This is a genomic window from Lactiplantibacillus daowaiensis (genome assembly GCF_005405085.1).
Classification (GTDB): domain Bacteria; phylum Bacillota; class Bacilli; order Lactobacillales; family Lactobacillaceae; genus Lactiplantibacillus; species Lactiplantibacillus daowaiensis.
On the sequence record NZ_BJDJ01000019.1, the window covers coordinates 1 to 23,154 of the forward strand.

The 23,154-nt window shown below is 44.6% G+C and carries 23 protein-coding genes and 1 CRISPR repeat array; of the genes, 9 read left to right on the forward strand and 14 right to left on the reverse strand.

Annotation, left to right across the window (positions count from 1 at the left end):
* Window positions 1-485: 485 nt before the first annotated feature.
* Window positions 486-757: direct repeats of the CRISPR family, unit length 28 nt; unit sequence GTATTCCCCACGTATGTAGGGATGATCC.
* 134 nt (window positions 758-891) lie between these two features.
* From FFM75_RS10955 to FFM75_RS10980, 6 genes are all read right to left on the reverse strand, one after another.
* Window positions 892-1,545, reverse strand: a complete 654-nt coding sequence (locus tag FFM75_RS10955) for a TetR/AcrR family transcriptional regulator (protein ID WP_137629222.1) — start codon at window positions 1,543-1,545, stop codon at window positions 892-894.
* A gap of 44 nt (window positions 1,546-1,589) precedes the next feature.
* Window positions 1,590-2,447: a lysophospholipid acyltransferase family protein gene (locus FFM75_RS10960; protein ID WP_137629223.1), complete on the reverse strand. Its 858-nt coding sequence runs from the start codon at window positions 2,445-2,447 to the stop codon at window positions 1,590-1,592.
* Window positions 2,444-3,361: a glycosyltransferase family 8 protein gene (locus FFM75_RS10965; RefSeq protein ID WP_137629224.1), complete on the reverse strand. Its 918-nt coding sequence runs from the start codon at window positions 3,359-3,361 to the stop codon at window positions 2,444-2,446. Before FFM75_RS10965 ends, FFM75_RS10960 begins: the two co-directional genes overlap by 4 nt.
* A gap of 20 nt (window positions 3,362-3,381) precedes the next feature.
* Window positions 3,382-4,194, reverse strand: a complete 813-nt coding sequence (locus FFM75_RS10970) for a glycosyltransferase (protein WP_137629225.1) — start codon at window positions 4,192-4,194, stop codon at window positions 3,382-3,384.
* Window position 4,195: 1 nt separating this feature from the next.
* Entirely contained in the window at window positions 4,196-4,942 is a 747-nt protein-coding gene (locus tag FFM75_RS10975) for a lysophospholipid acyltransferase family protein (protein WP_137629226.1), read from the reverse strand.
* 130 nt (window positions 4,943-5,072) lie between these two features.
* Window positions 5,073-6,086 (reverse strand): zinc-binding alcohol dehydrogenase family protein, encoded by a 1,014-nt coding sequence (locus tag FFM75_RS10980; RefSeq protein WP_137629285.1) that lies wholly within the window; start codon window positions 6,084-6,086, stop codon window positions 5,073-5,075.
* A 144-nt stretch (window positions 6,087-6,230) separates the two neighbouring features.
* Here FFM75_RS10980 and FFM75_RS10985 point away from each other — a divergent pair, with 144 nt between their 5' ends.
* The 4 genes from FFM75_RS10985 to FFM75_RS11000 all read left to right on the forward strand — a co-directional run bounded on the left by FFM75_RS10985 (window position 6,231) and on the right by FFM75_RS11000 (window position 9,053).
* Window positions 6,231-6,581: a winged helix-turn-helix transcriptional regulator gene (locus tag FFM75_RS10985; RefSeq protein ID WP_137629227.1), complete on the forward strand. Its 351-nt coding sequence runs from the start codon at window positions 6,231-6,233 to the stop codon at window positions 6,579-6,581.
* A 95-nt stretch (window positions 6,582-6,676) separates the two neighbouring features.
* The gene (locus FFM75_RS10990; protein ID WP_137629228.1) at window positions 6,677-7,063 is read left to right on the forward strand and encodes a hypothetical protein; all 387 of its coding nucleotides are present in this window, start codon (window positions 6,677-6,679) and stop codon (window positions 7,061-7,063) included.
* A 241-nt stretch (window positions 7,064-7,304) separates the two neighbouring features.
* Window positions 7,305-8,249, forward strand: coding sequence for a glycosyltransferase family 2 protein (locus FFM75_RS10995; protein ID WP_137629229.1), 945 nt, complete (start codon window positions 7,305-7,307; stop codon window positions 8,247-8,249).
* Window positions 8,250-8,429: 180 nt separating this feature from the next.
* The gene (locus FFM75_RS11000) at window positions 8,430-9,053 is read left to right on the forward strand and encodes a hypothetical protein (protein WP_137629230.1); all 624 of its coding nucleotides are present in this window, start codon (window positions 8,430-8,432) and stop codon (window positions 9,051-9,053) included.
* Between the two features lie 74 nt (window positions 9,054-9,127).
* Here the strand turns inward: FFM75_RS11000 and FFM75_RS11005 are convergent, their stop codons facing one another.
* The 3 genes from FFM75_RS11005 to FFM75_RS11015 are packed head-to-tail and all read right to left on the reverse strand — an operon-like array spanning window position 9,128 to window position 14,152.
* Window positions 9,128-9,952 (reverse strand): AraC family transcriptional regulator, encoded by an 825-nt coding sequence (locus FFM75_RS11005; protein ID WP_137629231.1) that lies wholly within the window; start codon window positions 9,950-9,952, stop codon window positions 9,128-9,130.
* Window positions 9,953-9,995: 43 nt separating this feature from the next.
* On the reverse strand, window positions 9,996-12,209 hold the full coding sequence (locus FFM75_RS11010; RefSeq protein WP_137629232.1) for an alpha-galactosidase: 2,214 nt from the start codon (window positions 12,207-12,209) through the stop codon (window positions 9,996-9,998).
* A gap of 2 nt (window positions 12,210-12,211) precedes the next feature.
* A complete protein-coding gene (locus FFM75_RS11015; RefSeq protein ID WP_223876670.1) occupies window positions 12,212-14,152 on the reverse strand; it encodes a glycoside-pentoside-hexuronide (GPH):cation symporter in 1,941 nt (646 codons plus the stop codon).
* Window positions 14,153-14,417: 265 nt separating this feature from the next.
* Here FFM75_RS11015 and FFM75_RS13985 point away from each other — a divergent pair, with 265 nt between their 5' ends.
* Both FFM75_RS13985 and FFM75_RS11020 read left to right on the forward strand, forming a co-directional pair.
* Window positions 14,418-14,567: a hypothetical protein gene (locus FFM75_RS13985; protein WP_171001490.1), complete on the forward strand. Its 150-nt coding sequence runs from the start codon at window positions 14,418-14,420 to the stop codon at window positions 14,565-14,567.
* A gap of 407 nt (window positions 14,568-14,974) precedes the next feature.
* Window positions 14,975-15,379 carry an iron chaperone gene (locus FFM75_RS11020; RefSeq protein WP_137629233.1) on the forward strand — a complete coding sequence of 135 codons (405 nt, stop codon included), beginning with the start codon at window positions 14,975-14,977 and terminating at the stop codon, window positions 15,377-15,379.
* 77 nt (window positions 15,380-15,456) lie between these two features.
* On the opposite strand, the gene FFM75_RS11025 is transcribed toward FFM75_RS11020, so the two are convergent.
* A complete protein-coding gene (locus FFM75_RS11025; RefSeq protein WP_137629234.1) occupies window positions 15,457-15,912 on the reverse strand; it encodes an AMP-binding protein in 456 nt (151 codons plus the stop codon).
* 150 nt (window positions 15,913-16,062) lie between these two features.
* Window positions 16,063-16,917: an alpha/beta hydrolase gene (locus tag FFM75_RS11030; protein WP_137629235.1), complete on the reverse strand. Its 855-nt coding sequence runs from the start codon at window positions 16,915-16,917 to the stop codon at window positions 16,063-16,065.
* 187 nt (window positions 16,918-17,104) lie between these two features.
* Between FFM75_RS11030 and FFM75_RS11035 the strand changes: the two genes are divergently transcribed.
* A complete protein-coding gene (locus tag FFM75_RS11035) occupies window positions 17,105-17,401 on the forward strand; it encodes a hypothetical protein (RefSeq protein WP_137629236.1) in 297 nt (98 codons plus the stop codon).
* A 196-nt stretch (window positions 17,402-17,597) separates the two neighbouring features.
* Here the strand turns inward: FFM75_RS11035 and FFM75_RS11040 are convergent, their stop codons facing one another.
* Window positions 17,598-18,650, reverse strand: coding sequence for a GDSL-type esterase/lipase family protein (locus tag FFM75_RS11040; protein ID WP_171001491.1), 1,053 nt, complete (start codon window positions 18,648-18,650; stop codon window positions 17,598-17,600).
* Window positions 18,651-18,687: 37 nt separating this feature from the next.
* On the reverse strand, window positions 18,688-19,284 hold the full coding sequence (locus FFM75_RS11045; RefSeq protein WP_137629238.1) for an NUDIX hydrolase N-terminal domain-containing protein: 597 nt from the start codon (window positions 19,282-19,284) through the stop codon (window positions 18,688-18,690).
* Between the two features lie 222 nt (window positions 19,285-19,506).
* Between FFM75_RS11045 and FFM75_RS11050 the strand changes: the two genes are divergently transcribed.
* Entirely contained in the window at window positions 19,507-20,601 is a 1,095-nt protein-coding gene (locus tag FFM75_RS11050; protein ID WP_137629239.1) for a hypothetical protein, read from the forward strand.
* Between the two features lie 14 nt (window positions 20,602-20,615).
* On the opposite strand, the gene FFM75_RS11055 is transcribed toward FFM75_RS11050, so the two are convergent.
* On the reverse strand, window positions 20,616-21,536 hold the full coding sequence (locus tag FFM75_RS11055) for a helix-turn-helix transcriptional regulator (protein WP_137629240.1): 921 nt from the start codon (window positions 21,534-21,536) through the stop codon (window positions 20,616-20,618).
* A 121-nt stretch (window positions 21,537-21,657) separates the two neighbouring features.
* On the opposite strand from FFM75_RS11055, the gene FFM75_RS11060 reads away from it, so the two are divergent.
* The gene (locus FFM75_RS11060) at window positions 21,658-23,151 is read left to right on the forward strand and encodes an FAD-dependent oxidoreductase (RefSeq protein WP_137629241.1); all 1,494 of its coding nucleotides are present in this window, start codon (window positions 21,658-21,660) and stop codon (window positions 23,149-23,151) included.
* Window positions 23,152-23,154: the final 3 nt, after the last annotated feature.

The following is a 23,154-nucleotide window of genomic DNA, read 5'->3' on the forward strand; positions in this document are numbered from 1 at the left end:
ACCATTAAAAATACATCATCAACAGACTGCCATTGAAAGATTCCGGGCTTGTTCGGATTAAACTTGTAATTTGCCCTTTCAAAATGACAACGGTATTAATGGCTTTGTTAATCCATTACAGTTTCATACCTTCAGCATCTCTGGTAGAAAAATTGAAAGTTCCGGTGCATTCTTAGATGATTATACATTTGCCCGTGTTATTAAAATCCACAAATAAATTTTAAACATTTAACAACAAGGCGACCCAGTCACAGCTTGATTGGGGTCGCCTTGTTATAATCGTTTAATACCAAATTTACATTTCTGATGACTTTCTTATAGTAATGCGTGTTAAATTGATAAATTATCTGGAAAGACCGCTTTTTTGCATCGGCATTATGTTATATTGATTTTAGGTTAGTAAATAGATGATATTTAGGAACAAAGTTAATAAAAAACAGTACTTTCTCAAAAACAGGATGCTGCTATACCGGGATTCTTTAAGTGTATTCCCCACGTATGTAGGGATGATCCTCACAGGTCAAGATTTCATCACTGTATTTGGCGGTATTCCCCACGTATGTAGGGATGATCCTCATCTTGGCACATTCTCCAACGGATAACTTAGGTATTCCCCACGTATGTAGGGATGATCCCAAAAGAACGACCGTCCAGCACACAATAGCAGCGTATTCCCCACGTATGTAGGGATGATCCTCTTACCTTGATACCGTGCTAAATATTGTTCGAGTATTCCCCACGTATGTAGGGATGATCCTCCGCCTAAGAATCCTTACGAATGGATTAACGAGTATTCCCCACATACGTAGGGCCAACTCCAGCACCATCAACGCCAAAATCCCCAAAATAAAAGCGACTAGCAAGTTAAAAAAGCTCACTAGTCGCTTTTATTTACGCTTCTGGTGCCAAGCCGCGTGCTAGAAACGCTGCCGCTTCCGCACTAGCTTTTTGAATATCAAAGTCTTCAGTTGCGCCCAATAAAACTTGTGGTAAAACGTAACTCAAAATAGTCCCCAGCAAATATTGCACAATTTGTCCGATTGGCCAATCGATTAATTGCCCACTATCCTTGTACCGCTGCAAAAAGTCGCCCGCAGCGCCTTGAATAATGTCCATTGCTCGTTCTTGCAAGCCTTGCAAGATCTGCGGGTTGCGGATAATCTCTTGGGCGAAAACCCGAATTTGTTTTTGATTTTCCAACACAAATGTCATCCGATCAGCCACAATGTATTCTAACAATTGTTGAAAATCCGGTAAATCGTGTTGATTCACTTCAGTTAAAAATTCCCCCGCAGCCATTGGAATCACATCATCCAAAACCGGATTCAAGAGCGCTTTTAAAATGCCCTCTTTGGTTTTAAACTGCTTGAAAACAGTCCCTTCCGAAACACCAGCCGCTTTGGCAATTTCACTCGTACTCGTACCATCAAACCCTTGTTCAGAAAACAAGTTCAAACTTACTTGTAAAACTGCTTGTTGTTTGGCCGTTAATTTTGAAGCGGCCAACGTTTTCTTAAATAACGTTTCTAAATTATTAACTTGCATTAGGTTATCCCACCGTCTCTTCAAAACTCATTGTTACTAGCATACTACAACTTACCGCGCCAACCAACAATGTCTTGTGGCTCCCATGCTGGTGTATACGGCTCGCCATAAGCACGTTCGTAGGCGGCCTGTTTTTGTTGCCAATCCTGGGCCATCATTTGCCGACTATTCGTCCGGACATCTAGCGTCGGATCAGGATAAATTGGCTTTAAAATATAGCCTGTATACTGTACCCGGTCGAATTCTTGATTATCTGGTTTTGGCAACGCCTGCATCGCGACAAAACAGGACACGATTGGCACCTGGAACTTAGCCGCATAATAATATGGCCCACGCTTTGGCGGTCGGGGCTTGCGATAATTAAACCACATCTCTTGTTCTGGATAAATCAAGACTAAATGCTGGGCCTGTAGAACTTGGGCCAATAAGTTTGGAAAGACCCGTCCCATATAATTAGGATCACTGGCAATGGGAATCGTATCGTAATAGCGCATCAAATACCCCACGGGCCCCGGCATGGCTAAATTCGTCAACTCACTGACAATGGCCAAATGCTTACGGCCAGCTTGCCGTAAGCCCGCACGAATGACCGTATTTTCTAACGGATTGAAGTGATTACTGGTTACGATACCCGCGCCAATCCCAGCTAAATTTTCTAACCCGACGAACCGTGTCGATCGATTTAAAACCGCGGTCAGCTGATTAGCCGCAGTATCGGCAACCCAATTATTAACGCGGTACTTAGGTGTCGGTAGTTGCGCCAAGTACCGTTGTAAGACTTGGTTAGCGACGGTTGGGTCTAGAACAGGATCGTTAACTTCAACTTTTTGGTGCCACTGTTGCGCTTCAGCGGCATTTTTGATGTTTGCGACCACCGCTTGTTTGTCGCCCCCAATAATCATGCCGGTACCAACGCATGTCCTGCCGCCGCGACTTTTACCGTCTGCGCAATTAAACTTTTCGCGACGACTTGGTCATGTTCTTGCATCGCTGGCGTATAAGCTGCCAATTGTTGCTTAAAGTCAGCTTCATATGGCGTTGCTTGTGCAGCTTGCCAAAAAGCCGCATGGTAACGCACATCTGCATAGTGCCAAGGCTTTTCAAATAAACAATAGTGAATCAGCTTAGGTGCGGCTAGTGCTGGTGCCATTGGCATCGCATTCCAAGTCGCATCTAAAGCTTGAACCCGGCCAGCACATAAGGCATTCAAGTAGTCTTGGTCTGGGGCCACTGGCGTTACTAATGTGGTCGCATGCGCTTGCATGAATTTTTGACTAAATTTCATCGCCCGTAATCCCTGCAAATTCATGACTAAGACGCCAGAATTAAAGTATTGGTCAGTTGGGATACCTAGCACGGTTTGAATATAGGCCGCCGTTGCCGGATTATCGCTAGCAAAAACATCTCGAGTCGCCGCTAATAAATTATGGTGTAAGTCCATGGTTGCTAAGGCCGCAATATCGGTATTAATAATCGTATCCGCATCCAAATAAACAACTTGGTCATATTCTGGCAACAAGTCGGCAATAAATAACCGGAAGAAAATCGTCATCGTTTGAATTTCACCACGTAATGTTCCTTGATCATTTGCCAGCACTTGCTTGAATTTATCCGTCATAGAAACTAAGTCAACTTGCACATTATCTTGTGCTAAATCCGTTAACTGCTGTTGATGAACTGGCGTTAACCCATCATTTAAAACGATCAATCGATAGTGTGTCGTTGTATCGGTATGTGCAATCAGTGAAACCATGCTCGTTAGTAACACTGGCACGTATTGGTCGTTTACACCAAATAAAACTGGAATTGTTTTCATGTTAAAACCTTCTTTTCAAATTATAACTTAAGTGCTAATGCTTGATATTCTGCCAATAACTGGTCATAGGCATGCAATTTCAACTTATGGTGCATGGCTTCGACTTCCCACGGCTTCACCGTCAATATGTGCACCCACGGCAACATGCGAAAACTCGTCGTAAAGTGTTGAAAGACGGTATCAGCATGTAACCGCCGTTGTTCGTTATAGCGCCGCGGCCAAATCACTTTGTGTTGTGCCAGTTTATTTAAAGCCGATTGGTCAGGCATAAACATCTGCTTGGTCTGACAACACTGCCGACACTTCGTAAATAACCCAGTTTGCCGAATACGTTTTAAATTCAATAACAAAATACCCGAATTCAAATAATCACGATGCCAGCCATGTTGATGAAACAACCACTGCCCGTAATGGTCCAAAATGCCGGCCAAATCTGCACCAGCTAGTGACTGATCATAAAAATCGCGACAGTCTTGCCGACATAAGACATCAGTATCTAAATATAAGAGTTTATCCGGCAACGCTGTGACTTGATCGGCATAGAGCCGTAACATACAGCTCGGGGTAAAAATCGTCTGGAAATTCGCAGTCGGTGGCGTCTGTTGCACTAAATCAGTGATATCAATCAACTGGACTTGATTGGTTGAACGCCGCTGCTGCACCAAGTCGTTCAAATAAGCAATCGTCGTTGGTGCTAGTGGTACTGTTTGTGGTGTCACCTTAGCTGTTAACACATAAATGTTTAAAGTTGCGGGTACTTGATCTAATAATGACAAAATCGATAATAATAACCCCCGCTTCATATGGTCATCACCACAATATAAAATATTCATGTTACTGCGCCCCCTGATGTTGGTAATGCACATAAGTGTAAGTACTGGCTTGGGTCCGACGGGTCATCCACGCGCATACTTCAGTTTGTAAAACTTGCTGGCGCTGTTTGCGCGTTAGTCCTGACGGTGCTTGAATCGGGCCATCAATATATACGGTCAATCGTGGGCGCCGATGCCAACGTGACGCTTGGTAGGTCGTCGTCATCACATAAACGGGCACTTGCGTTTCAGCCGCGATATGAAAGGACCCCGGAACAAATGGCCTAACACCGGTGTAGTATGGCCACACATGGGCTTCCGGATAAATCGTTATAAATTGGCCCATCTTTAAACAGGTTCGCATCGCTTTTAGAAACGGCCCCATTTGTTGTCGTTGCTGTGGCACTGGTAACCCACCTACTAGCGGTAATAAACGCCCAATCACGGGAATCCCCAAGTTAGCCGGGCTGATCATGGCATTAAAGTGCTGGGCGCCACCAACTTTGAGTGGTAATAAAACATCACCAGTTGGTTGCGTATGATTGCCATACAAACAGTAACTGGTTTGTCGGGGAAGTTCACCAATAACCTTTACCGGACGAATCAAGTAATAGCCCCAACTCACCACCTGTCCTAACCACCGTAACCACTGATGGTGACTCGTATGCCACTGAAACGTCGCTGGTAAGACATAGGTTTGATGTGCCGTGGTAACCAAATCGTCACTAAAGCGCTGATAACGATACATCCGTTGTTGTGTAAACCACATGGCTAATCTCACCACCTTTTATTGAGTGACTACTTACTTACTAAGCTAATATACCACAATTTTTTTAAAATACAATTAGGTAAATAAAAAAACTAGCGCCGAATTGGCCACTAGTCTACTAGTAATTAGGTTAATTCGTCACCACAACCTTTCCAATCATCCGGTGACTTTCAACTAATTGATGCGCTGCTTTTAAATTACCAACATTAATTGGCGTTAAGGTTTTCGTCAACGTCGGCTGCAACACGCCTTGGTCAAACAACGCTGACACCTTCGTTAAAATATCATGTTGGGTAATCATCCAATCCGTTTGATAATAGGCTTTTGAAAATACCCACTCCCAAGCAAAAGTAGCCCGTTTCTTCGTCAAGAGTTGTAAATCGATTGGGCGCTGATTTTCGGTTATTGAGACAATGCGCCCATCTGGTTTGATCAGCTTGGCCATTTCACGCCAATGACCGTTAATATCATTTAGTTCTAAAATCGCATCGACATACGATCCCTGCTTTTGGGCATGCCATTCAGCAACCAAATCTTGGCGATGATTTAACACCATATCAGCACCTTGCTTTTGGACCCAAGCGACCGTTTCCGGCCGTGATGCAGTAGCAATCACGGTTAGTCCGGCCAACTTAGCTAACTGAATGGCAATCGAGCCGACACCACCAGCACCATTAATAATTAAAAGTGTCTGTCCTTGGTTTACTGCTGGATCCATCGTCAATTGTAACTTTTCAAATAAAGCTTCCCAAGCTGTCAGCGTGGTCAGTGGCATCGCCGCCGCTTGGGCATCCGTCAAGGTCTTCGGCGCGCGACCAACCAAGCGTTCATCAACCAATTGATACTGGCTGTCGCTACCCGCACGTTTAAAATCGCCGGCATAATAGACCCGATCACCTGGTTGAAACAATGTCACTTGCGCACCAACTACTTGGACGATGCCAACTGCATCCCACCCCAATACCCGTGGGTGTTTTAACTGGCCGTGACCACCGCGAACCCCAACATCCACTGGATTTACGGACACTGCGTGCACGGCAATTAACAAGTCATGACCAGTTGCCACTGGTACCGGCAATGCTAACGTCACTAGACTATGTGAATCAGTAATAGGTAGATGCGCTTGAATGCCAATCGCTGTCATCATTTTTTGCATATTTTCAACCCCCTTAGCGCCTCCAATATAGCGCATTGATTTGGAAAAACAATCGTGAAATTTTTGTGACTAGGGTCGAATGCTGGTCAATTATCAAGATTGCGTTACGATTGACTCACGGAGATGATTACGATGACCCCACGACACACTTATGACTGCGCAGCTGGCTGTCCAGTTGAAAGCACCTTACAACTTATTGCTGGTAAATGGAAAAGTGTCATTATTTATCATTTGATTCAAGATCAAGTGAGTCACTTTGGGACCCTCTACCGACAAATTCCAGGCTGTTCACGCCGCATGCTGGCCTTACAACTGCAAGAACTGATTACCGACCAAATTATTCTCAAAACGGGCCAACCTACAACACCCTTAAAAACCACTTATCAATTGACGCCTTTTGGCAAAACGCTGACACCAGTCATTTTAGCGATGGCAACTTGGGGGCAACAATACAATCAACAACATGCTGCGACCCAAGATTAAGTTGCTATAAACAATTTAAGTTAGCTTTAAACCCCAACCTAATCACCTTATCTCAGCGTATGACGCCTTATACTATAGGTAACGGGGGCGTTTACATGAAATTAAAATGGTGGTTATATCTTGTTTTGGCAAGTCTCGTTGCGTTTGCATTACCAATGTTGTTTATGTTTGGGTTTGAAGAAGTTAGTGCCTATAATCTTGAACACCAATTGAATACCCAAATCAATCAAACCAGCTTTAAAACACACTATCTGCCTTACTTCAAGCAACACGATCGGGTTAATACCAAAGCGTTTCAGCACCATACCACTCAACAGTTGACCGATATCAGTGACTTTCAAGGGGCCATTCGCAAAAACGTCGGTTATTATACAGGCACCTTAAACGGCGTCTACTACAACTTGAATTTGAAATATACATCCGGGACTTGGCAGCGTTTTGGCTTACCGCACTACCACATCGTCGGCTTGACTAAATATTAACAACAATAATCATAAGAACTCATTGAAACGTCGCTATCTGTATGGTAGTGGCGCTTTTTGTAAAAATAAATTTATTTTTCTGAAAGTTAAGACTAAACCAACAGCACTTTTTCGTCCCGCCGCCAAGCCTTTCTGAGAAAAGTTCAGATTTACTTAAGTTTTTATAGCTAGTACCCCTACTGAAAACTGGTTAAACTAAGGTCATTCAATTCAAGCTAACTGAGCGAAGGAAGTTGTAACCATGAAAAAAATTTCAGTCATCGTCCCTTGTTATAACGAACAAGAGTCCGTACCGCTATTTTACGCCGCGGTTCAAAAAGTCTATCAACAAAAAATTCAAATTACTTGGCCACAATATCAACTCGAATATTGGTTTATCAATGATGGCTCCACTGACCAAACGTTAGGTGCGTTTCAAGCGCTGGCACAAAGTGACCCTGACCATGTTCACTTTGTCTCATTTTCACGTAACTTTGGTAAAGAAGCCGCCCTATATGCTGGGTTACAACATGCAACTGGGGAATTGATCGTCGTAATGGATGTTGACTTACAAGATCCACCAGAATTACTCCCCCAAATGATGTCCGGCATTTTGGAAGCCCACTATGATATCGTTGGGACCAAACGTGTCGATCGTAAAGGTGAACCCATTATTCGATCATTCTTCTCAAATGCCTTTTATGGGTTTATCAACCGTATCTCTCAAACTAAAATCGAACGTGGTGCCCGCGATTACCGCATGATGACCCGCCAAGTTGTCGACACCGTCTTAGACTTACCAGAATATAATCGCTTTTCAAAAGGCATCTTTAGCTGGGTCGGCTTTAAAACCAAATATATTGGTTACGAAAATCATGACCGGGTCGCTGGTCAAACCCACTGGTCATTTTGGGACTTAGTCAACTACTCAATGGACGGCATTATTAACTTCTCTGACAAGCCGCTAGCGGTGGCATCGTTCTTAGGTTTAGCTGCTTGTGGGCTTGCCCTACTAGCGATGATTTTCATCGTCATCCGCGCCTTGATCTGGGGTGATCCGACGACTGGTTGGCCATCCATCGTATCCATTATCTTAATGCTCGGTGGCATGCAACTATTCTGCATCGGGATCGTTGGCAAATATATTGGTAAACAATATCTCGAATCTAAACGACGCCCCATCTATATTAGTAAAAAAGAACGTTAACCGGCGTTCAATCAACAATATGATCAAAACCGCCACGACCATTTTATTGTCGTGGCGGTTTTAGCGTCGTTTCTTAAGTTAGCAGATGCGCAACGCCACCGTTTTGACAGTGTCTTTACTAACATCCCTGCTTTCGGTATGCTACAATTTGCAATGATTTGAAAAATTGGGGGTTACAAGATGTTAGACGGCGTCGGTATACTAATTACCATTTATTTTATTCATGATCAATTTGAATTCAGTGCTATTAAGCGGTTCAGCTATTGGATTATACCGATTTTTACTTGTTATGAATTTGTGACCACCTTTAAGTGGTCGACCTTAAATGGCCTGTTACTAAGCGGTATTGTGGTTTTTGCTTACTTCGTGAGTCGTTATCAGGCGATGCATACGCGGATTCGCCTAGAAGAAACGGCCACGACTTACTTTCATGATGCCGCTGGTCAAGAAGTGCCAATCTATCGAAAGGTCGTCACGGCTCAAGGTGGCCGCCATTATTTATATGGTTGGCTAATGGTCATTGGCATGCAGTTATTGATTGAAGCGACTTATTTACATGAACATTTAACCGCACATCGAGTATGGACAGCCTTTTTTGAAGAAATCATGGCCGATGTCTTAAGCTTTTATCGCTTTGCCAGTGCTGATAGTCATACAAGTTGGATTATCTGGGCATTGACCGCCGCGACTAGTTTAGGCTACACCTTATGGTTGGCCCATCGGTCACCCGCTGCTCGGCGGACGCTCTTTAATCAAATGGCTTTCACACGTGTGGCTGAAGAAGAAGATCAACCTAAACGGTGACGTTAACGCGTGACCGTTTACTTATCTGTCGACCATCAAAAAGACACGCAACCTTAAAATTGCGTGTCTTTTCATTACCATAATGCCCGCTGCCGATAAATTGTCGGTGCCACCGCATACGTTTGTTTAAATGCTTTGTTCAATGATTCTGGTCGTTGGTACCCACATTTCAAGGCAATCTCGGCGACTGATAATTCAGATGACTCTAAATAATGGCGAGCCATCGTTAACCGGAAGTTTTTAATATATTGGCCCGGTGTCACCCCTAAAGCTTGCTTGAACTTCGCCGTCAAGTAGCTACGATCTAGCCCCACGGCTGTGGCAATCGCAGTGACCGTTAGCGGTGTGGCGATATGTTGTTGGATATAAGCGACGGCTTGATTGACATAGGGATTGACGATCAAAGTCGCTAACGCCTCTTTATTGGCCGCCGCAATCTTACTAAAACATTGATATAAACTGCCGACACGAGCCAAGTTATCAACCACGTCATCAGCTGGATGCGCTAAGATATCCTCCGTTGCTTGACGAAGTGCCGGGCCAAATTGTTGCGCCGCAAAGATTGGCTCAACTTGTGTCAAACCTAACGACTGCACGATTTGACTGGCTAATTGCCCACCAAAGCCCAACCATAAATATTCCCACGGATCCGTTTCATCAGCGATATAAAAGGTACGGACATTTGGTGTAATCAAGAACCCTTGTCCCGCATGCAGTGCGTAGGTGACCCCATCCACGATAAACGTGCCCCGTCCTTTTAAAATATAGTGGATCACATAGTAACTACGTACTGCCGGTCCATACTGATGCCGCGGAAAGGTTTGTGAAATGCCCGCACAAGATAACGATAATGGTTGATCAGCATACAGTTGTAACGAAATTGCTTGTGCCTGTTCCAACGACCTCACCTCATCATAACTAGTTACTTCTCATTATACCGAATTATGCTTTAGATGACAGCGCTTTAAAGTGATACCGTTGCGACGTGAAATCTTCGGTCGCAAATGGTTCATAAAACCCTGTGCGCATCAATTCATCACCACCATAGATGGCCCCTGTCGTGACTTCTTGGTATTGCCAATCCGGATTTAACCCAATTAGACGTAACCGCCGTAATGGTGGCTGCGCCACGTTCAAAATATTAAATGAAAAGGCGACGACTTCACTTTGATCTGGTTGCACAAATTCCCACGCACACCGATTGCCTTTGCTAGGATCAAGTAATCGATAAAAGTCACCAAATTGAATTAATGGTCGTAACGCTTGATACGTGGTCACTTGTTGTTGCACAACTGTTTTTTCAGCGGCGGTCAGCTCAGTTAAGTCTAATTCATAACCAAAGACCCCACTCATCGCCACATCACCACGAGTAGTTAAAGACGTTGGCCGACCAGTTTGTTGGTTAGGTGCGACGGAAACATGGGCCGTCGTCGCTGAGATTGGATATGCCAGTGACGTGCCATATTGAATCGTCATACGGGCGACTGCATCGGTATTATCACTCGTCCAAGATTGTGGCATATAGTACAACCAGCCGGCATCAAAGCGACCACCACCGCCAGAACACCCTTCCCATAAAACATCCGGGAATTCGCTCGTCAAGGCTTCTAATAGCGCGTAAACACCTAGGACATAACGATGACTCACTTCACCTTGCTGGTCAGCCGGCAGTGCTGGTGAATAAAGATCCGTTAAATTACGATTCATATCCCATTTGATGTAGTCGATTTGACCCGTCTTTAATAAAGCGGCTAACTGATCATGGACATTTTGTCGAACTTCAGCGCGGCCCATATCTAAGACATATTGATTGCGGGCGGGACTAGGCGCCCGACCAGGGACTTGCAACAAATAGTCTGGATGGGCTTGATACAAGTCCGAATCAAATGAAATCATTTCGGGCTCAAACCACATCCCAAATTTCAAGCCTTGTTGATGGACATAATTGGCAAAACCACTCAGCCCATCGGGAAACTTGCTGGCCATGACTTGCCAGTCACCTAAAGACGAGTTGTCGTCATCGCGATGACCAAACCAGCCGTCATCTAGAACAAACATTTCAATGCCTAAATGCTTAGCTTCAGCGACGATCGGCTTTAGTTGATCAGCATTAAAGTGCCAAAAAGTGGCTTCCCAATTATTAACCACAATGGGCCGTTCTGCGAATTGATGCTTGCCACGTGCAACGCGTTCCCGTAATAAGTGATGATAAGCTTGGCTCATGCCATTTAACCCAGTTGCGCTATAAGCCATCAAAACTTCCGGTGCTTGAAAACTGTCACCAGGCGTCAACCGCCAGTTGAACTGATCCGGATTAATCCCAATCGTGACCCGTGTTTGGTCAAATTGGTCTTTTTCAACGCTTTCCAGATGATTCCCTGAATAAACCAAATTAAAACCATATACTTCACCCTGATTCTCATCAGTTGTTGGCGTACATAACGCAATAAACGGATTCATCTGATGACTGCTCGTTCCCCGACGGCTACTAAAGTTTTTAACGCCATAACCGACTTTTTCGCGTTGTAAATGACGTTCATTCACGTGCCCACCTGGCAGCGAGATGACCTCAAAATCTTGCGTCGCAAAGTCCAGCTGCATCGAGGCGACTTTCGCCAATTGTACCGTCGTTGAGCCAGCATTACTAATATTAACTGAGCGCGCCACAATGTCATAATCACGATAAATCGTATAGCGCAATGCCACGACTAACTCACTCACTGGATCTTTTAAGCGGACCGTTAAAGTTTGTGCTTCATCTGGCTCAACGACATAAGCCGCTGGTAAACCAGCTAATTTTGGCTTGCCGGGTGTCAGCTGATAGTCTTGATAAATCAGCCGTGCTGCTTGCGACCCGTCAGCTTGCTGTACCACCAAAGCCGGTGTTCGAAAATCGCCATCACCTTGACTACTATATTCACGAGCTAAAGTATCTAGCGAATAGGCCCGATCAAGGCTGCCAGGTAAGTTACCTGAAAAGCCCCGGTCACGATGCGGATACTTTAATTGACCATGATAGTGTTGAATCGCTTGACCAAAGTAAAGTTGGCCCACATAGCCACCCGTTTCAATGGCCAATAAGTACGAAATGCGGCCGTTAGTTAAATGAAAGACTTGGCTTTCAGGATCAAAATGAATTAATGCAGGTGTTGTCATGTTTAAGACTCCTTTTTAGTTGGGGTAATCGTTAAAACTGCAGTCGTTAAAGCTTGGACTGGGGTTGCAACTGGCAACATAGGTTCAACGGTCTGCCAAGCGGTGGTATTGGTGACGGTGATTAAGACGACGTCATCCAAACCAGCTTGCTTGATCGTTGGTTGCCAAAATTCAATCAATTTAGTGCCTTTAGCGACATGTTGGCCGGCAGTAACATACGCGACAAAACCCGTGCCACGTAACTTAACGGTATCAATCCCAATATGAATCAACAGGGCCACGCCATTATCACCCACGATGCCGATTGCGTGACGTGTGGCAAAAACTTGTTTGACCGTCGCATTAAATGGCGCAAAGACTTGACCATCAGTTGGTTGAATCGCGATTCCAGCCCCCGCTGCGCCACTGGCAAACGTGGCATCATTAACGGTCGCCAAATCAACCATCGTGCCACTGATTGGCGCGGTTAAGGTCACTGGTTCAAGCGTATCTGGTTCAGCGGTCACGGTTTGACCCCAAGTTTGTTCAAGTTCAGAGACAATGGCTAAATGTTGTTGTTCAGTTAAAGTGGATTTCCGCCAGAAAATAATCAGCGCAATCACGATTAAAATCGCTGGCAACGCAAACATCATCAACTTAAACATCAATTGACCATGCGCGGTAATCGAAGCCGCCGTGGCACCAGTTGTCATGCCGGCCACCACTGCGATTTGACCAACGATACCGTTAGATACCGCCCCACCCAATTTATCGAGTAACGGCCGAATCGATAAGGTCAACGATTCATCGCGATGACCCAGTTTCCATTGGCCATATTCCACGCAATCCGAAATAATCATTAAGACCACTAAGAAAATCACCGCTTGTGGAACTTGGAACATTTCAGCGGCAATCAACACTAACACCAAAGATTTACCCGCCACGGTAAAGAGGGCCACGCCGCCTAACATGATGCCGATACAAATGGCAAACAAATTGCGGCGATTTACTTTATCGACTAACTTTGGAAATAATGAAACCGACGCTAAACTAATCACAATATTTAACATTTGAAAAATCGAGAACTGTGTCGAAGCGCCCATAATAAAGGTGAAATAATACAAAACGAGTGAATTTAAAATATTAATGCCAATCGCATAGATACCGTAAGTTAACGCAATCCACATTAATTGATCGTTGCTAGCCAACGTTTTAAAGATTTGTTTGAAACCAACGGTATTTTCTTTATTTTCACGTAAATCAGATTGAACTTCATGGGTCCCGAAACCGACTGCTAACGCCGTTAAGATGCCGACCACTGCGACAAGAATGGCAAAACTCAGCCAGCCACGCGCATCGCCAGTACCACCGGCTTTATTAAGTGAGAAAAATAGCACCAATGGCATGACGATCACCCCGACTAAGCCACCACCTAAAGTTGAGCCAATCCGGGCTGAAGCCGCGGTTCGTTCACGTTCTTTAGCACTGAAAGACAAGGCTGGAATCATCGACCAAAAAGCGACATCTTTGAACGAATAAAAAATATCCATCGTGATGTAAAGCACGGCAAAAATGGCTAAATACAACATTGGGTTCGTCCGATTAATCCCACCAAGATCTGTGAACAAGACTAATAGGATAATTGACGTAATCGTCCCACCAACCACGACCCATGGCTTGAATTGTCCAAAACGTGTTTTCGTCCGGTCAATCCAGTTCCCAATAAATGGATCAATTGCCAGTTCGACGATCCGTAACGCCGCAATAATCGACGTGATATAAAGAATCATCTGATTATTCTTAGCTTGATTGCCAGTATTAAATAAATGCGTCGTCACAAACATAATGAAATAAGTCGATAGCGCCCCGTAAAACATATCATTACCAAAGGCACCAAAAGCATAAGCCACGCGCGACGTGATCGTTCTTCCCGTCGTGGTGGGTTGAGTTGAGTTTGTTTCCAAAATGGGTTCCTCCAATGGTAGCCGATGTCGTAATCGGTTACATTTTGATCACCCGCGCGGTATATCATTATCTTAGCGACTCACTACGCAGTCGAACAGCCATGTTTGCGGTTAAAATCTATCCATTTGCGGACTGTTCCCTGTTTCTGAATTTACAACCAAGGCTTTCTAAGAAAAATTTATCTAACCTTCAGCAAACCACAGTAGTGTCAAAAGTGATTTCCGACTAAACTAAAGTCATTCAATTACGAAAGGACTTGATTGCATGACTAAATCAACTAAAACCCTATCCTTAATGCCTCGTTTATATACGATGACCGCGACGAAACCAACTGCTAAAACGAAAGTTTATTCCACCCCGGTTCAATATGCGACTCACACAACACCTGCTTGGCATTACCAACTAAATCATTAAGATTTGTTAATAATTCAGTCAGATTACTGTGGGCTGCTTAAAATTTAAGCAAACTGACTTGATTATGACACCGCACACCCTTTAAAATAGATGGGTGATACAATAACCAACAACGTAAAGTAAGGCCGCCTGATTAAGTTGATCAGGCGGCCTTACTTTTTGAGGTGCTATTTAAAGTGCTCGAGTGCCGTGTCCAAAATGGTTTTGGTCGCGGACGGACAACCGATCATCCCGATGTGTTCGGTCAAAATAGTCACCGTTTGCTTTAAATGCGTCATTAATTGTGCATAAAGTTCAACATCACACGCCCTGTTAACTTTAATTGCTATCAATCACACGTTTAGTTGACGTGTTCTAGCTAGGTCGGTACACTGACGTAAACTAATTAAACTTGTGAGGTCATCCTAATGACAACAACCCTATCACCAGATTTAGCACCATTTGCCGACTTTGTTGCGGCAATCGACGACCCTGACCATCGTGACCGGCTGATAACGGTCTTAAACTGGGTCCACACAACCTTTCCGACCTTAACGCCCCGCTTTGCTTGGAACCAACCGATGTTCACCGAACACGGCACATTTATCGTAGGCTTCAGTGTTGCCAAACCCCACTTTAACGTGGCGTTAGAATTTGTAACACTTGAACATTTCCGCGAAACCATTACGCAAAGTGGCGACCATTGTACGAAAATGTTATGGCAAATCAAGTTCACACAACCAGTCAATTACGATTTATTAGCCCAAACGATTCACTATAATCTGACAACTAAAGCGACCATCACTAGCTTTTGGCGGCCAAAGGACCTTTAATAGCCAAAATACGGCTAACAAAAAAACTCGGCACTAATCTTGAATAAAACGAGATCAGTGCCGAGTTTTTTGATGTCCTAAGCAGTTGTTTTTGGTAAATGACCAACTAACGCGCGGTCACGAATCAACGTCAAACCGGGTGCGGTGTTCAATGCCACTAACCGGGTCACAGTTGAGCGTTCTGCTTTTACTGTCCCAATCAAGTCATCACGCACCAGCATCGCCGTAATTGGTTCTTTTTGTAATGCTGCTTTTACGTCATCTGCCGTGGCATGTCCTGGCAATGACCGCGTACGGCCACCAATTCGCCAAACGGCTTTTTCAACGGCAGTTTTGGCACTGTCATTTTCTAAGCAAATCAAGACTCGATCTTCTTGACCAACATTTAGACGGGCTAATTGCACCGCCATTTCGGTCGTATCAGCGGCAAGTTCAGCTTCAGTCACTGGTGGTAAGGTCGCCTGTGTTTCAACGGTTGCTGCCTTAGGGGCCTTCTTAAAGTGTCGGGATAATAGTTTAGTGATGGTTGCCATGCCATCCAACTCCTCTCAATGATTTCATTAGGTTTTAAAGTTAGTTTTAATTGAATGAACTAGTTATACCATTGGCAACACATTAAGGTCTTGTTGATGAGTTAAGAAAAATCTGTGATTTTCTTAGAATCCGCGCTTTCCAGCTTTGCGTTACTTGCCCCATAAAAAGCTGATTAGGGCCTGATCCACTTTAGGATTTGCGTGTAATTTACTATGTTGGGCTAGCTTACCAGTGAACCGTTTTTCCGTATACATTTTAGCCCGTGGTGACACCAAATACTTCAACGATAATGACGCAACGTTTGGCACGGTGCCATCAGTATGGCCACCAATATCACCATATAAGTTCAACACTTGCACCTGGTTTTTAGGTAGCAAGTGCCGCAGTTGTGTCATCCGACGATATGTCGCATTCATATGATTAGGTTTACCTTGCTTATTTAACGTCAATCCCGCTGGTTGCCGAACACTAGCCGGCACGCCTTTGAAGTTTAAGCCCGCAAAGTGGCCCGCGATATCCACTTGTTTTCGTAATTTTGGTAATTTATTGTTTTGACTGTTTTGTAATGAATAGTAAATTAACGAGATATTCCCCAACGAATGGCCGACCATATTAAACGTTTTAATGTGATACGTCCGTTGTAACGCCACAACCACATTTTTGGCCCATTGCCCATGGCGTTCATAGTTTAGTTCACGATTGTTTGCATAGTTTACTTCAACGATTGGGTTAATCGCACCCTTTTTAAACGTCCCGACTAGCGTAACGTGGCCAGTTTTACTGACCATCGCACGGATCACACTTGTCGTCACACCAACCTTTTTAGCTGCCGCAACCATTTGTTCCTCAGCATGATAGTTACTACCACCCCCGTGAAAGAATAACGTTGGTGTTGAACTTTGGACATATTTACTAGTGGCTTTTGATGTCGGTGCACAACCGACCAAACCCAACATCAACCCGATAACCCCAATCATACCGACTACCCGAATCCTTTTTTGCATCAATAACATCCCCATCTATTTATTTAACGCCAGTATACAAGCTTCGTGTTGGTCGAAGGCAAGCGTTTACTAAACAAATTCTAAGAAAAATTTATCCCACCTTTAGCAAAAGTCGATAGTTACTAGCCCACTTAGCCGTTATGATAAGAACATCAAATCAGTTAACCACTAAAAGGAGTGCTTCATCATGAAAAAACAACTACAAAAAATCGCTTTAACACTTTTAACCGCCGGAACTTTATTCGCAACCACTGGGACGGCTTTAGCCGACACCAAGACAACGACTCCCGTCACCGAAAACAACTTAACCCGTGCCACAACCAAAACCGTTGACTTAGCCACAACCGTTACGCCCCCTAAAACTAACTTGACGATTACCCCAGTGACTAAGACTGTGAAAACACAAGCGCAAGTTCAATTAATTGCTTCAGTCAATAGTAGTAGCCAAGACTTGAGTCATTTCAAATACCAACCTAAAGCTTAATTGCCAAACTCAAGTTATAGGTCCCAATGGGCAAAGAATTTTCAACACCGATTGGATAATAACCGGTTAGTCCCAATCAATTGACAACGTTTTGGGTGCCGTTTGTCAGGCACTTTTAATACATAACACAAAACAGCTACCTGATGAAAAGCTAAACTTTCATCAGGTAGCTGTTTTGTTAGTCATTGTGGGCCACTTAAAGCATCGGCTGTATCTGCTGATACAACCAGCACCCAAGCTGTTCGCCACCGCTAGCCGAAAAATGAGTATGATCGCCACAATCATATGGTATCGCCAATTTCGCGTCATCATGCTGTGCTGCGACATGTGTCGCTACATCAATTATGTCTGGTTGTGTCACGATCCACTGATTAACTGCTTGGCGAATCTGCTCTTTAGCAACGGTCCAAGCTGGCACACCATTGATAACTGCCCCTTTAAATGGCGTGATTGTCAGCAACCATAATTTCACCTGATACTTGGCAGCCAACTGTTGGACTTGCTGCAGACCGTTAATCAACTCAGTAGCCGTCGGTAATTCAGCCATCGGCGATCCCGTCCCCGGATGCAGCAAATCATTGAGCCCCATCATAAAGATTAACCGATCAACGGGCTGCGAGTCGAATAGCTGGGCTAATCGGGTCAGCCCCGCATTGCCAAAACTCGCGGCCCACGGCGAAGTCGAATGTGCATCGCGTAAAAGCCGATTACCCGAAATACCGCCATTGGTTAAGCCCCACTGATTCGGCTGATATCGCGTCACTTGTTGCATGAAAGCAGCTGAATAATAGCCTTGATTTGTCAACGAATCGCCAAAACAAACCAATTGTTTAACTGCTGTATTGCTGCGAACTTGCATGGCACAAGGGCCTAAAAAGTATGGCTGTTCTGGTTGAATCCAGGTCGTGTCCTTAGTCGACATCAGCGTTCGAATAGCCGGATGATCAACTTGCATCGTGACCACCAGCCATTGCGCGACAGCCACCGATAAAGTCACCCAGTCTGTCCAAATTCGTTGATGTGCTGGCACCGTATAGGTCTGTTTTCCGGCAACTGTAACGGGTAATTGGTTAACCGTCAGTGATTGCACCACGATCGGCTGAGCATCGAAATCAGCCGCAAGTTGAAACCGAACCGCTGTCCCGGCTAACGCTGACTTTAACCGCAACGTTTGGGTCATCGGTAACCCTTGTTTTGACACATGTTCAAAATCAGTGACCATCTGGCGCCAAGCTAATACTTCCCCCATTATGACATACCCCATTTCATTACTTGTTAGTTACAACTTACTCACAAATCAAGGTTTTAGCGGTCATCAATTGTTGCAGTTGTGCGGCAGTTGTCCGTTTGACTGAAAGTGGTGGTAAGTCAGTGATGGCAAAATACCGTCGTTGCGTCGTTTCAATATTGGGGACAAATGCCCCAGTTTCAATCTGACAATCAAAAATAAGTTTATAATATTGAAAGACTTGCGGAATGTCCGGCCGTAAATTCGTATCATAAATGCCAACCAAACGTGCTGTCGTCACCGTCAGGCCAGTTTCTTCTTGGACCTCACGGCAGACATTTTCTTGCGGACTTTGATTGACCTCCGCAAAGCCACCAGGTAGCGACCAAGTCTTCGTATTTTGATCTTGCACTAATAACACTTGTTGGCCGCGGCGAATCAACGCGCGCACATCAACTTTTGGCGTCACATACCCGTCATCGGCGGCGAATTGCAACTGTAGCTTGGTGACCGGTGTCTGACTTAGATCAGCCAATAGTGCTGTTAACAATGACAGCATTTCAGCATAACGTTCTTGATCAAAAGCATCATGACTATAAAATTGACCCGTTTTGGCTACTGCCAGTAATCGTCTTAAAGTTTTTAGTCGATCCATTGTAAGCCCCTTCATTATTATTTTATCCTTAGTTTAGTCGTTTTGACTGCCATAACCCAACACAAACGATTTGTTTGATAAAACCTTAATGTATTCATCAGGTACTCACGCTTTCGTCACATTTTAACTACAATTCCACCGTTTTTGTCTGACATACTGTTAATGGTGTCCCAAGGGGAACGATTGGGCACCACTATACTGATTCATAAAGGACTTTTGTGTATGTCAACGATTATTATTCTCATCTTCTTAGCCCTTTTTCTGGGGTTACTCGGTTCACAGCTATACTTTATGTGGCAGCGGCCATATTTAAAACCAGTCACTAAGTTAAGGCTCGCCGACTGGTTCAAGTTGCAACATCAAGCGCGACAAAAAATTACGGACGACAATGATGCGCGCCGCTTGAATGGCCTATTTGTATTAAGTCAATGTGGCGTTTGGTTAGGCGTCGCGCTACTGATTTTAAGTTTCTACTATGTGGAAGCACAGTTAAACTTGTTGCTATTCCCAACGCGAACAGCGATGATTGCGTCACTTTTATTGGTGGCTGGGAGCTTATTGCTATTGAGCTATCCGTTATTATGGCCAACCCAAAGCTATAATTACTGGGCAGATCATATCACCAACAAACAAGCTTTCACGCTCGTCGACCAAAAAAGTTTTATCCGTTATCGCCGCCATCAAATCTGGGCAACCATTGGCGGCATCGGGTTAATTGTCACCATCTGGCTAGCACGGGTCTGGACGACCAGTACAGAACCACTAGTCGTCATTGAAGATGTTTTAGTCGCCGCGATTCTTGCGATACCAGTCTTTGCCTTGATCACGGCTTTAAGTCAATTACCTTATTTACAACACTATCATTACTTGACGGCTAAACCTGGTCAAGTTAATTTCGGGCAATTAAATTATCGGGCTATCTTGACGTTAATTAAGCAACAACCTGAATTAAAGGCCAAGGTCATCACTGCACATGTGAGTCGTTTAATCGGTTATTTATTCGGTATTGCCGCTTTTGTACTTTTATACGTCAATATTTTAGCCCCGGCCTTTACAGTCGATGCTACCGCTGTCTTCCCAGCTGCTATCTTAGCCCTGATCGCGTTATGTATTTTAGAAGCTGTAGGTGCGATTTGGCCACAAAAGAATTATGACTATCTACACTTGTTAAAGACTAAAGAAGCGCCCTTCACCGTTAATGAACCCGATCGTTTCGATCAATTCCGTTATCACTTGTATTACTATCACTTAAGTGCCGCGGTCGTCTGGGTCTTTATCTGGGTCGCCATCATTGGTGCCTATTATTACTATGCTTAATCAAAAACCTTACCTCAATCGGGGTAAGGTTTTTTAGTCTCACGGGCTTGTTGATACTGTTCTCGAAACTGACGTGGTGTTTGTCCACGTTCCCGTCGAAAATGATTATAGAAGCTATTTAAGTTCTTATAGCCCAATTCATCACTAATCTCACCAATACTTTTAGTCGACAACGACAACATCCGCGACGCCATTTCCATCCGCAACGTTGTTTTGAGTTGTGAGAAAGTTTGCTTAAACAATCGCTGACACAAACGTGAAAAGTAATTCGGTTGATAGCCAAAATACGTCGCTGTACTCACTAAAGTCACATCGTTAATATGTTGGGTGACGTAAGTAAAAATGGCCCCCGCCTGCGCATCTGGTCCAGCATATCGAATCGCTTGTTTTGGAAAACTCGAATCGGTCCGAGAGACCGTCTGTCGATGTTCACGTAATAACTCCGTATACAGTAAGCCTAACAAGTGCTCATGTTGAAACGCCAAAATGGGGTCTGGGGCTTGCTTGGTTAAATTCGCCAATAAGTCTAAGTAATTATGTACTAACTGTCGTTCCAAATGGCGAAAAACGACATACTGATTTTGATGTGGTTGTACATCGTTCATCAAATCATGAATAAGTGGGCTATTGCCCACTAACGTCATATTTAGCGGATTCGGCAACTGTAGCCAGTCATCAAAAACACGAATTTCAATCGGCGCTTCAGTAGCCGTAAAGGTTAATTGATCAACTTGTTGCACTAGGATAACGTCAAATGGGCGTAACGGAATTTCTCGTTGGCCCAGCTGAACGATGCAGCTCGCTAAACATTCAATCAATTGCAAGTGCGTTTTAAAACAATGTGCCGTGCTGCCAGTCACATTCGGTAGTTCCTGCCGCTCAAATGTGATGCCAGCTAGTTGGAAGCCACGTTGACTACGATATATTTTTACCATCATTAGGCCCCATTCTAATTTAAAAGATATATTAATAGCAAAATTTAGATATATTTGCTACTCACATTGTATAATACTTCACTATACAATGTAACCATCAACTAACTTAGGAGTGATGATGATGACGAAAACCCTCAAAACTGATTTCATCGTAGCTGGTGCTGGTGGGACCGGTCTAGCAGCCGCTTATGCGGCGGCGCAACAAGGCTTACAAGTCTTAATTATCGAAAAACAACCACAAATTGGTGGCAATACAAAGATTTCTAGTGGCTTTTTCGCCATTGATTCTAAGGCGCAACGTGAACGTGGCATGGTTATGTCTAAAGCTGAAGCGGTCCGTCAATTAATGGCTTATAACCACAACGTCGCTAACGGGCCTTTGATTCATAAGATCGTGACCAACGCAGCCGACACACTCGACTGGTTACAAGCCATGGGCATGCACATTAAGTTAAATGCAACCGCTAACACAACCCAATTTGCGCATCGCAATCGCGATTACCAAGGCGGTGTTTATCACATGTATCAAGATAAGCCTGGGAGTTATGCCCGCATTCAAGAGACATTGACGGCGGCCGGCGTAAAATTCCAATTCAATACCACGCTGCAAAGTATTCAACAAGCCGATGACGGTCGTGTTACCGGAGTCACGGCGTTAACGGCTGATGGTGAGACGCTCACGATTAACGCACCCGCAGCCATGATCGCCACCGGTGGCTTTGGTGGCGACGCTGATTTAGTTGCAAAGACGATGCATACCCCCAACTTACGTCAATTAGGGGTCCCAAATAACGGTGAAGGACTGGCAGCCATGGTCGCAGCTGGCGGTGATAACATCGATGGTACGGCATTGATCCATGCGGCACAACTAGCAAAGTCAACCGTCACACAGAAAACCTCCGCTGAACATTTGGCCGGCTTCTCACATTCCGCCCTCACCCAATTATTGCTTACACCGCTCATGTGGGTCAGCCCTCGCGGCGAACGCTTTACTAATGAAGACGTGGTCTATGATACCGTTGAATGGGCCAATGCCGGTTATTCAGTTGGCGGTCAATATTACTTCGTGGTCGATCAAGCCACATTAGATGATTTCACCAAAGACGGCGGCCAATTAGAAGTTTCACAAGCTGGCCCCGGCGCTGACACTAAGCCTGATGATTTCACTAAGTTGGCTAACGAATCCGTCGCTGCTGGAACCGCCTTTAAGGGCACAACTTTGACTGAACTAGCCACGGCGGCCGGCATGGATGACGCTTGTCTAACCAAAGCCGTTGCGGCCTACAATCAAAATGTTGCCAATCGCGTTGATAGTGACTTTGCCAAGTCTGGGCAATCACTCGTTTATCCAGTCGCTCAAGGCCCATTTTATGCCTTTACTGCCCAAGTCGCCTACCTGGGTACCGTTGGCGGTGTCCGGGTCGATGACGACTTACGCGTTTTAGATCACAACTTTAGCCCAATTCCAGGGCTCTATACCGGTGGTGCTAATGCTGGCGGTTATTACCAAGGTCACTGTTATCCCGCATACGAAGGACTCGCTTCCGGATTCACCTGGACTTCTGGTCGTATTGCTGGAAATAGTGCCAGTGCGTATTTAAAAAATATTAAGTGAGGT

Bases quoted from the DNA above. Each gene is read 5' to 3' on its own strand.
- FFM75_RS10975 (WP_137629226.1), bottom strand. From the start codon at position 4,942: ATGTGGTTTACACAACAACGGATGTATCGTTATCAGCGCTTTAGTGAC.
- FFM75_RS10995 (WP_137629229.1), top strand. From the start codon at position 7,305: ATGAAAAAAATTTCAGTCATCGTCCCTTGTTATAACGAACAAGAGTCC.
- FFM75_RS10985 (WP_137629227.1), top strand. From the start codon at position 6,231: ATGACCCCACGACACACTTATGACTGCGCAGCTGGCTGTCCAGTTGAA.
- FFM75_RS11060 (WP_137629241.1), top strand. From the start codon at position 21,658: ATGACGAAAACCCTCAAAACTGATTTCATCGTAGCTGGTGCTGGTGGG.
- FFM75_RS11040 (WP_171001491.1), bottom strand. From the start codon at position 18,650: ATGGGGGAAGTATTAGCTTGGCGCCAGATGGTCACTGATTTTGAACAT.
- FFM75_RS11030 (WP_137629235.1), bottom strand. From the start codon at position 16,917: ATGCAAAAAAGGATTCGGGTAGTCGGTATGATTGGGGTTATCGGGTTG.
- FFM75_RS10970 (WP_137629225.1), bottom strand. From the start codon at position 4,194: ATGAATATTTTATATTGTGGTGATGACCATATGAAGCGGGGGTTATTA.
- FFM75_RS10960 (WP_137629223.1), bottom strand. From the start codon at position 2,447: ATGATTATTGGGGGCGACAAACAAGCGGTGGTCGCAAACATCAAAAAT.
- FFM75_RS10990 (WP_137629228.1), top strand. From the start codon at position 6,677: ATGAAATTAAAATGGTGGTTATATCTTGTTTTGGCAAGTCTCGTTGCG.
- FFM75_RS10980 (WP_137629285.1), bottom strand. From the start codon at position 6,086: ATGACAGCGATTGGCATTCAAGCGCATCTACCTATTACTGATTCACAT.
- FFM75_RS11055 (WP_137629240.1), bottom strand. From the start codon at position 21,536: ATGGTAAAAATATATCGTAGTCAACGTGGCTTCCAACTAGCTGGCATC.
- FFM75_RS10965 (WP_137629224.1), bottom strand. From the start codon at position 3,361: ATGAAAACAATTCCAGTTTTATTTGGTGTAAACGACCAATACGTGCCA.
- FFM75_RS11035 (WP_137629236.1), top strand. From the start codon at position 17,105: ATGAAAAAACAACTACAAAAAATCGCTTTAACACTTTTAACCGCCGGA.
- FFM75_RS11000 (WP_137629230.1), top strand. From the start codon at position 8,430: ATGTTAGACGGCGTCGGTATACTAATTACCATTTATTTTATTCATGAT.
- FFM75_RS10955 (WP_137629222.1), bottom strand. From the start codon at position 1,545: ATGCAAGTTAATAATTTAGAAACGTTATTTAAGAAAACGTTGGCCGCT.
- FFM75_RS11025 (WP_137629234.1), bottom strand. From the start codon at position 15,912: ATGGCAACCATCACTAAACTATTATCCCGACACTTTAAGAAGGCCCCT.
- FFM75_RS11045 (WP_137629238.1), bottom strand. From the start codon at position 19,284: ATGGATCGACTAAAAACTTTAAGACGATTACTGGCAGTAGCCAAAACG.
- FFM75_RS11010 (WP_137629232.1), bottom strand. From the start codon at position 12,209: ATGACAACACCTGCATTAATTCATTTTGATCCTGAAAGCCAAGTCTTT.
- FFM75_RS11050 (WP_137629239.1), top strand. From the start codon at position 19,507: ATGTCAACGATTATTATTCTCATCTTCTTAGCCCTTTTTCTGGGGTTA.
- FFM75_RS13985 (WP_171001490.1), top strand. From the start codon at position 14,418: ATGACTAAATCAACTAAAACCCTATCCTTAATGCCTCGTTTATATACG.
- FFM75_RS11020 (WP_137629233.1), top strand. From the start codon at position 14,975: ATGACAACAACCCTATCACCAGATTTAGCACCATTTGCCGACTTTGTT.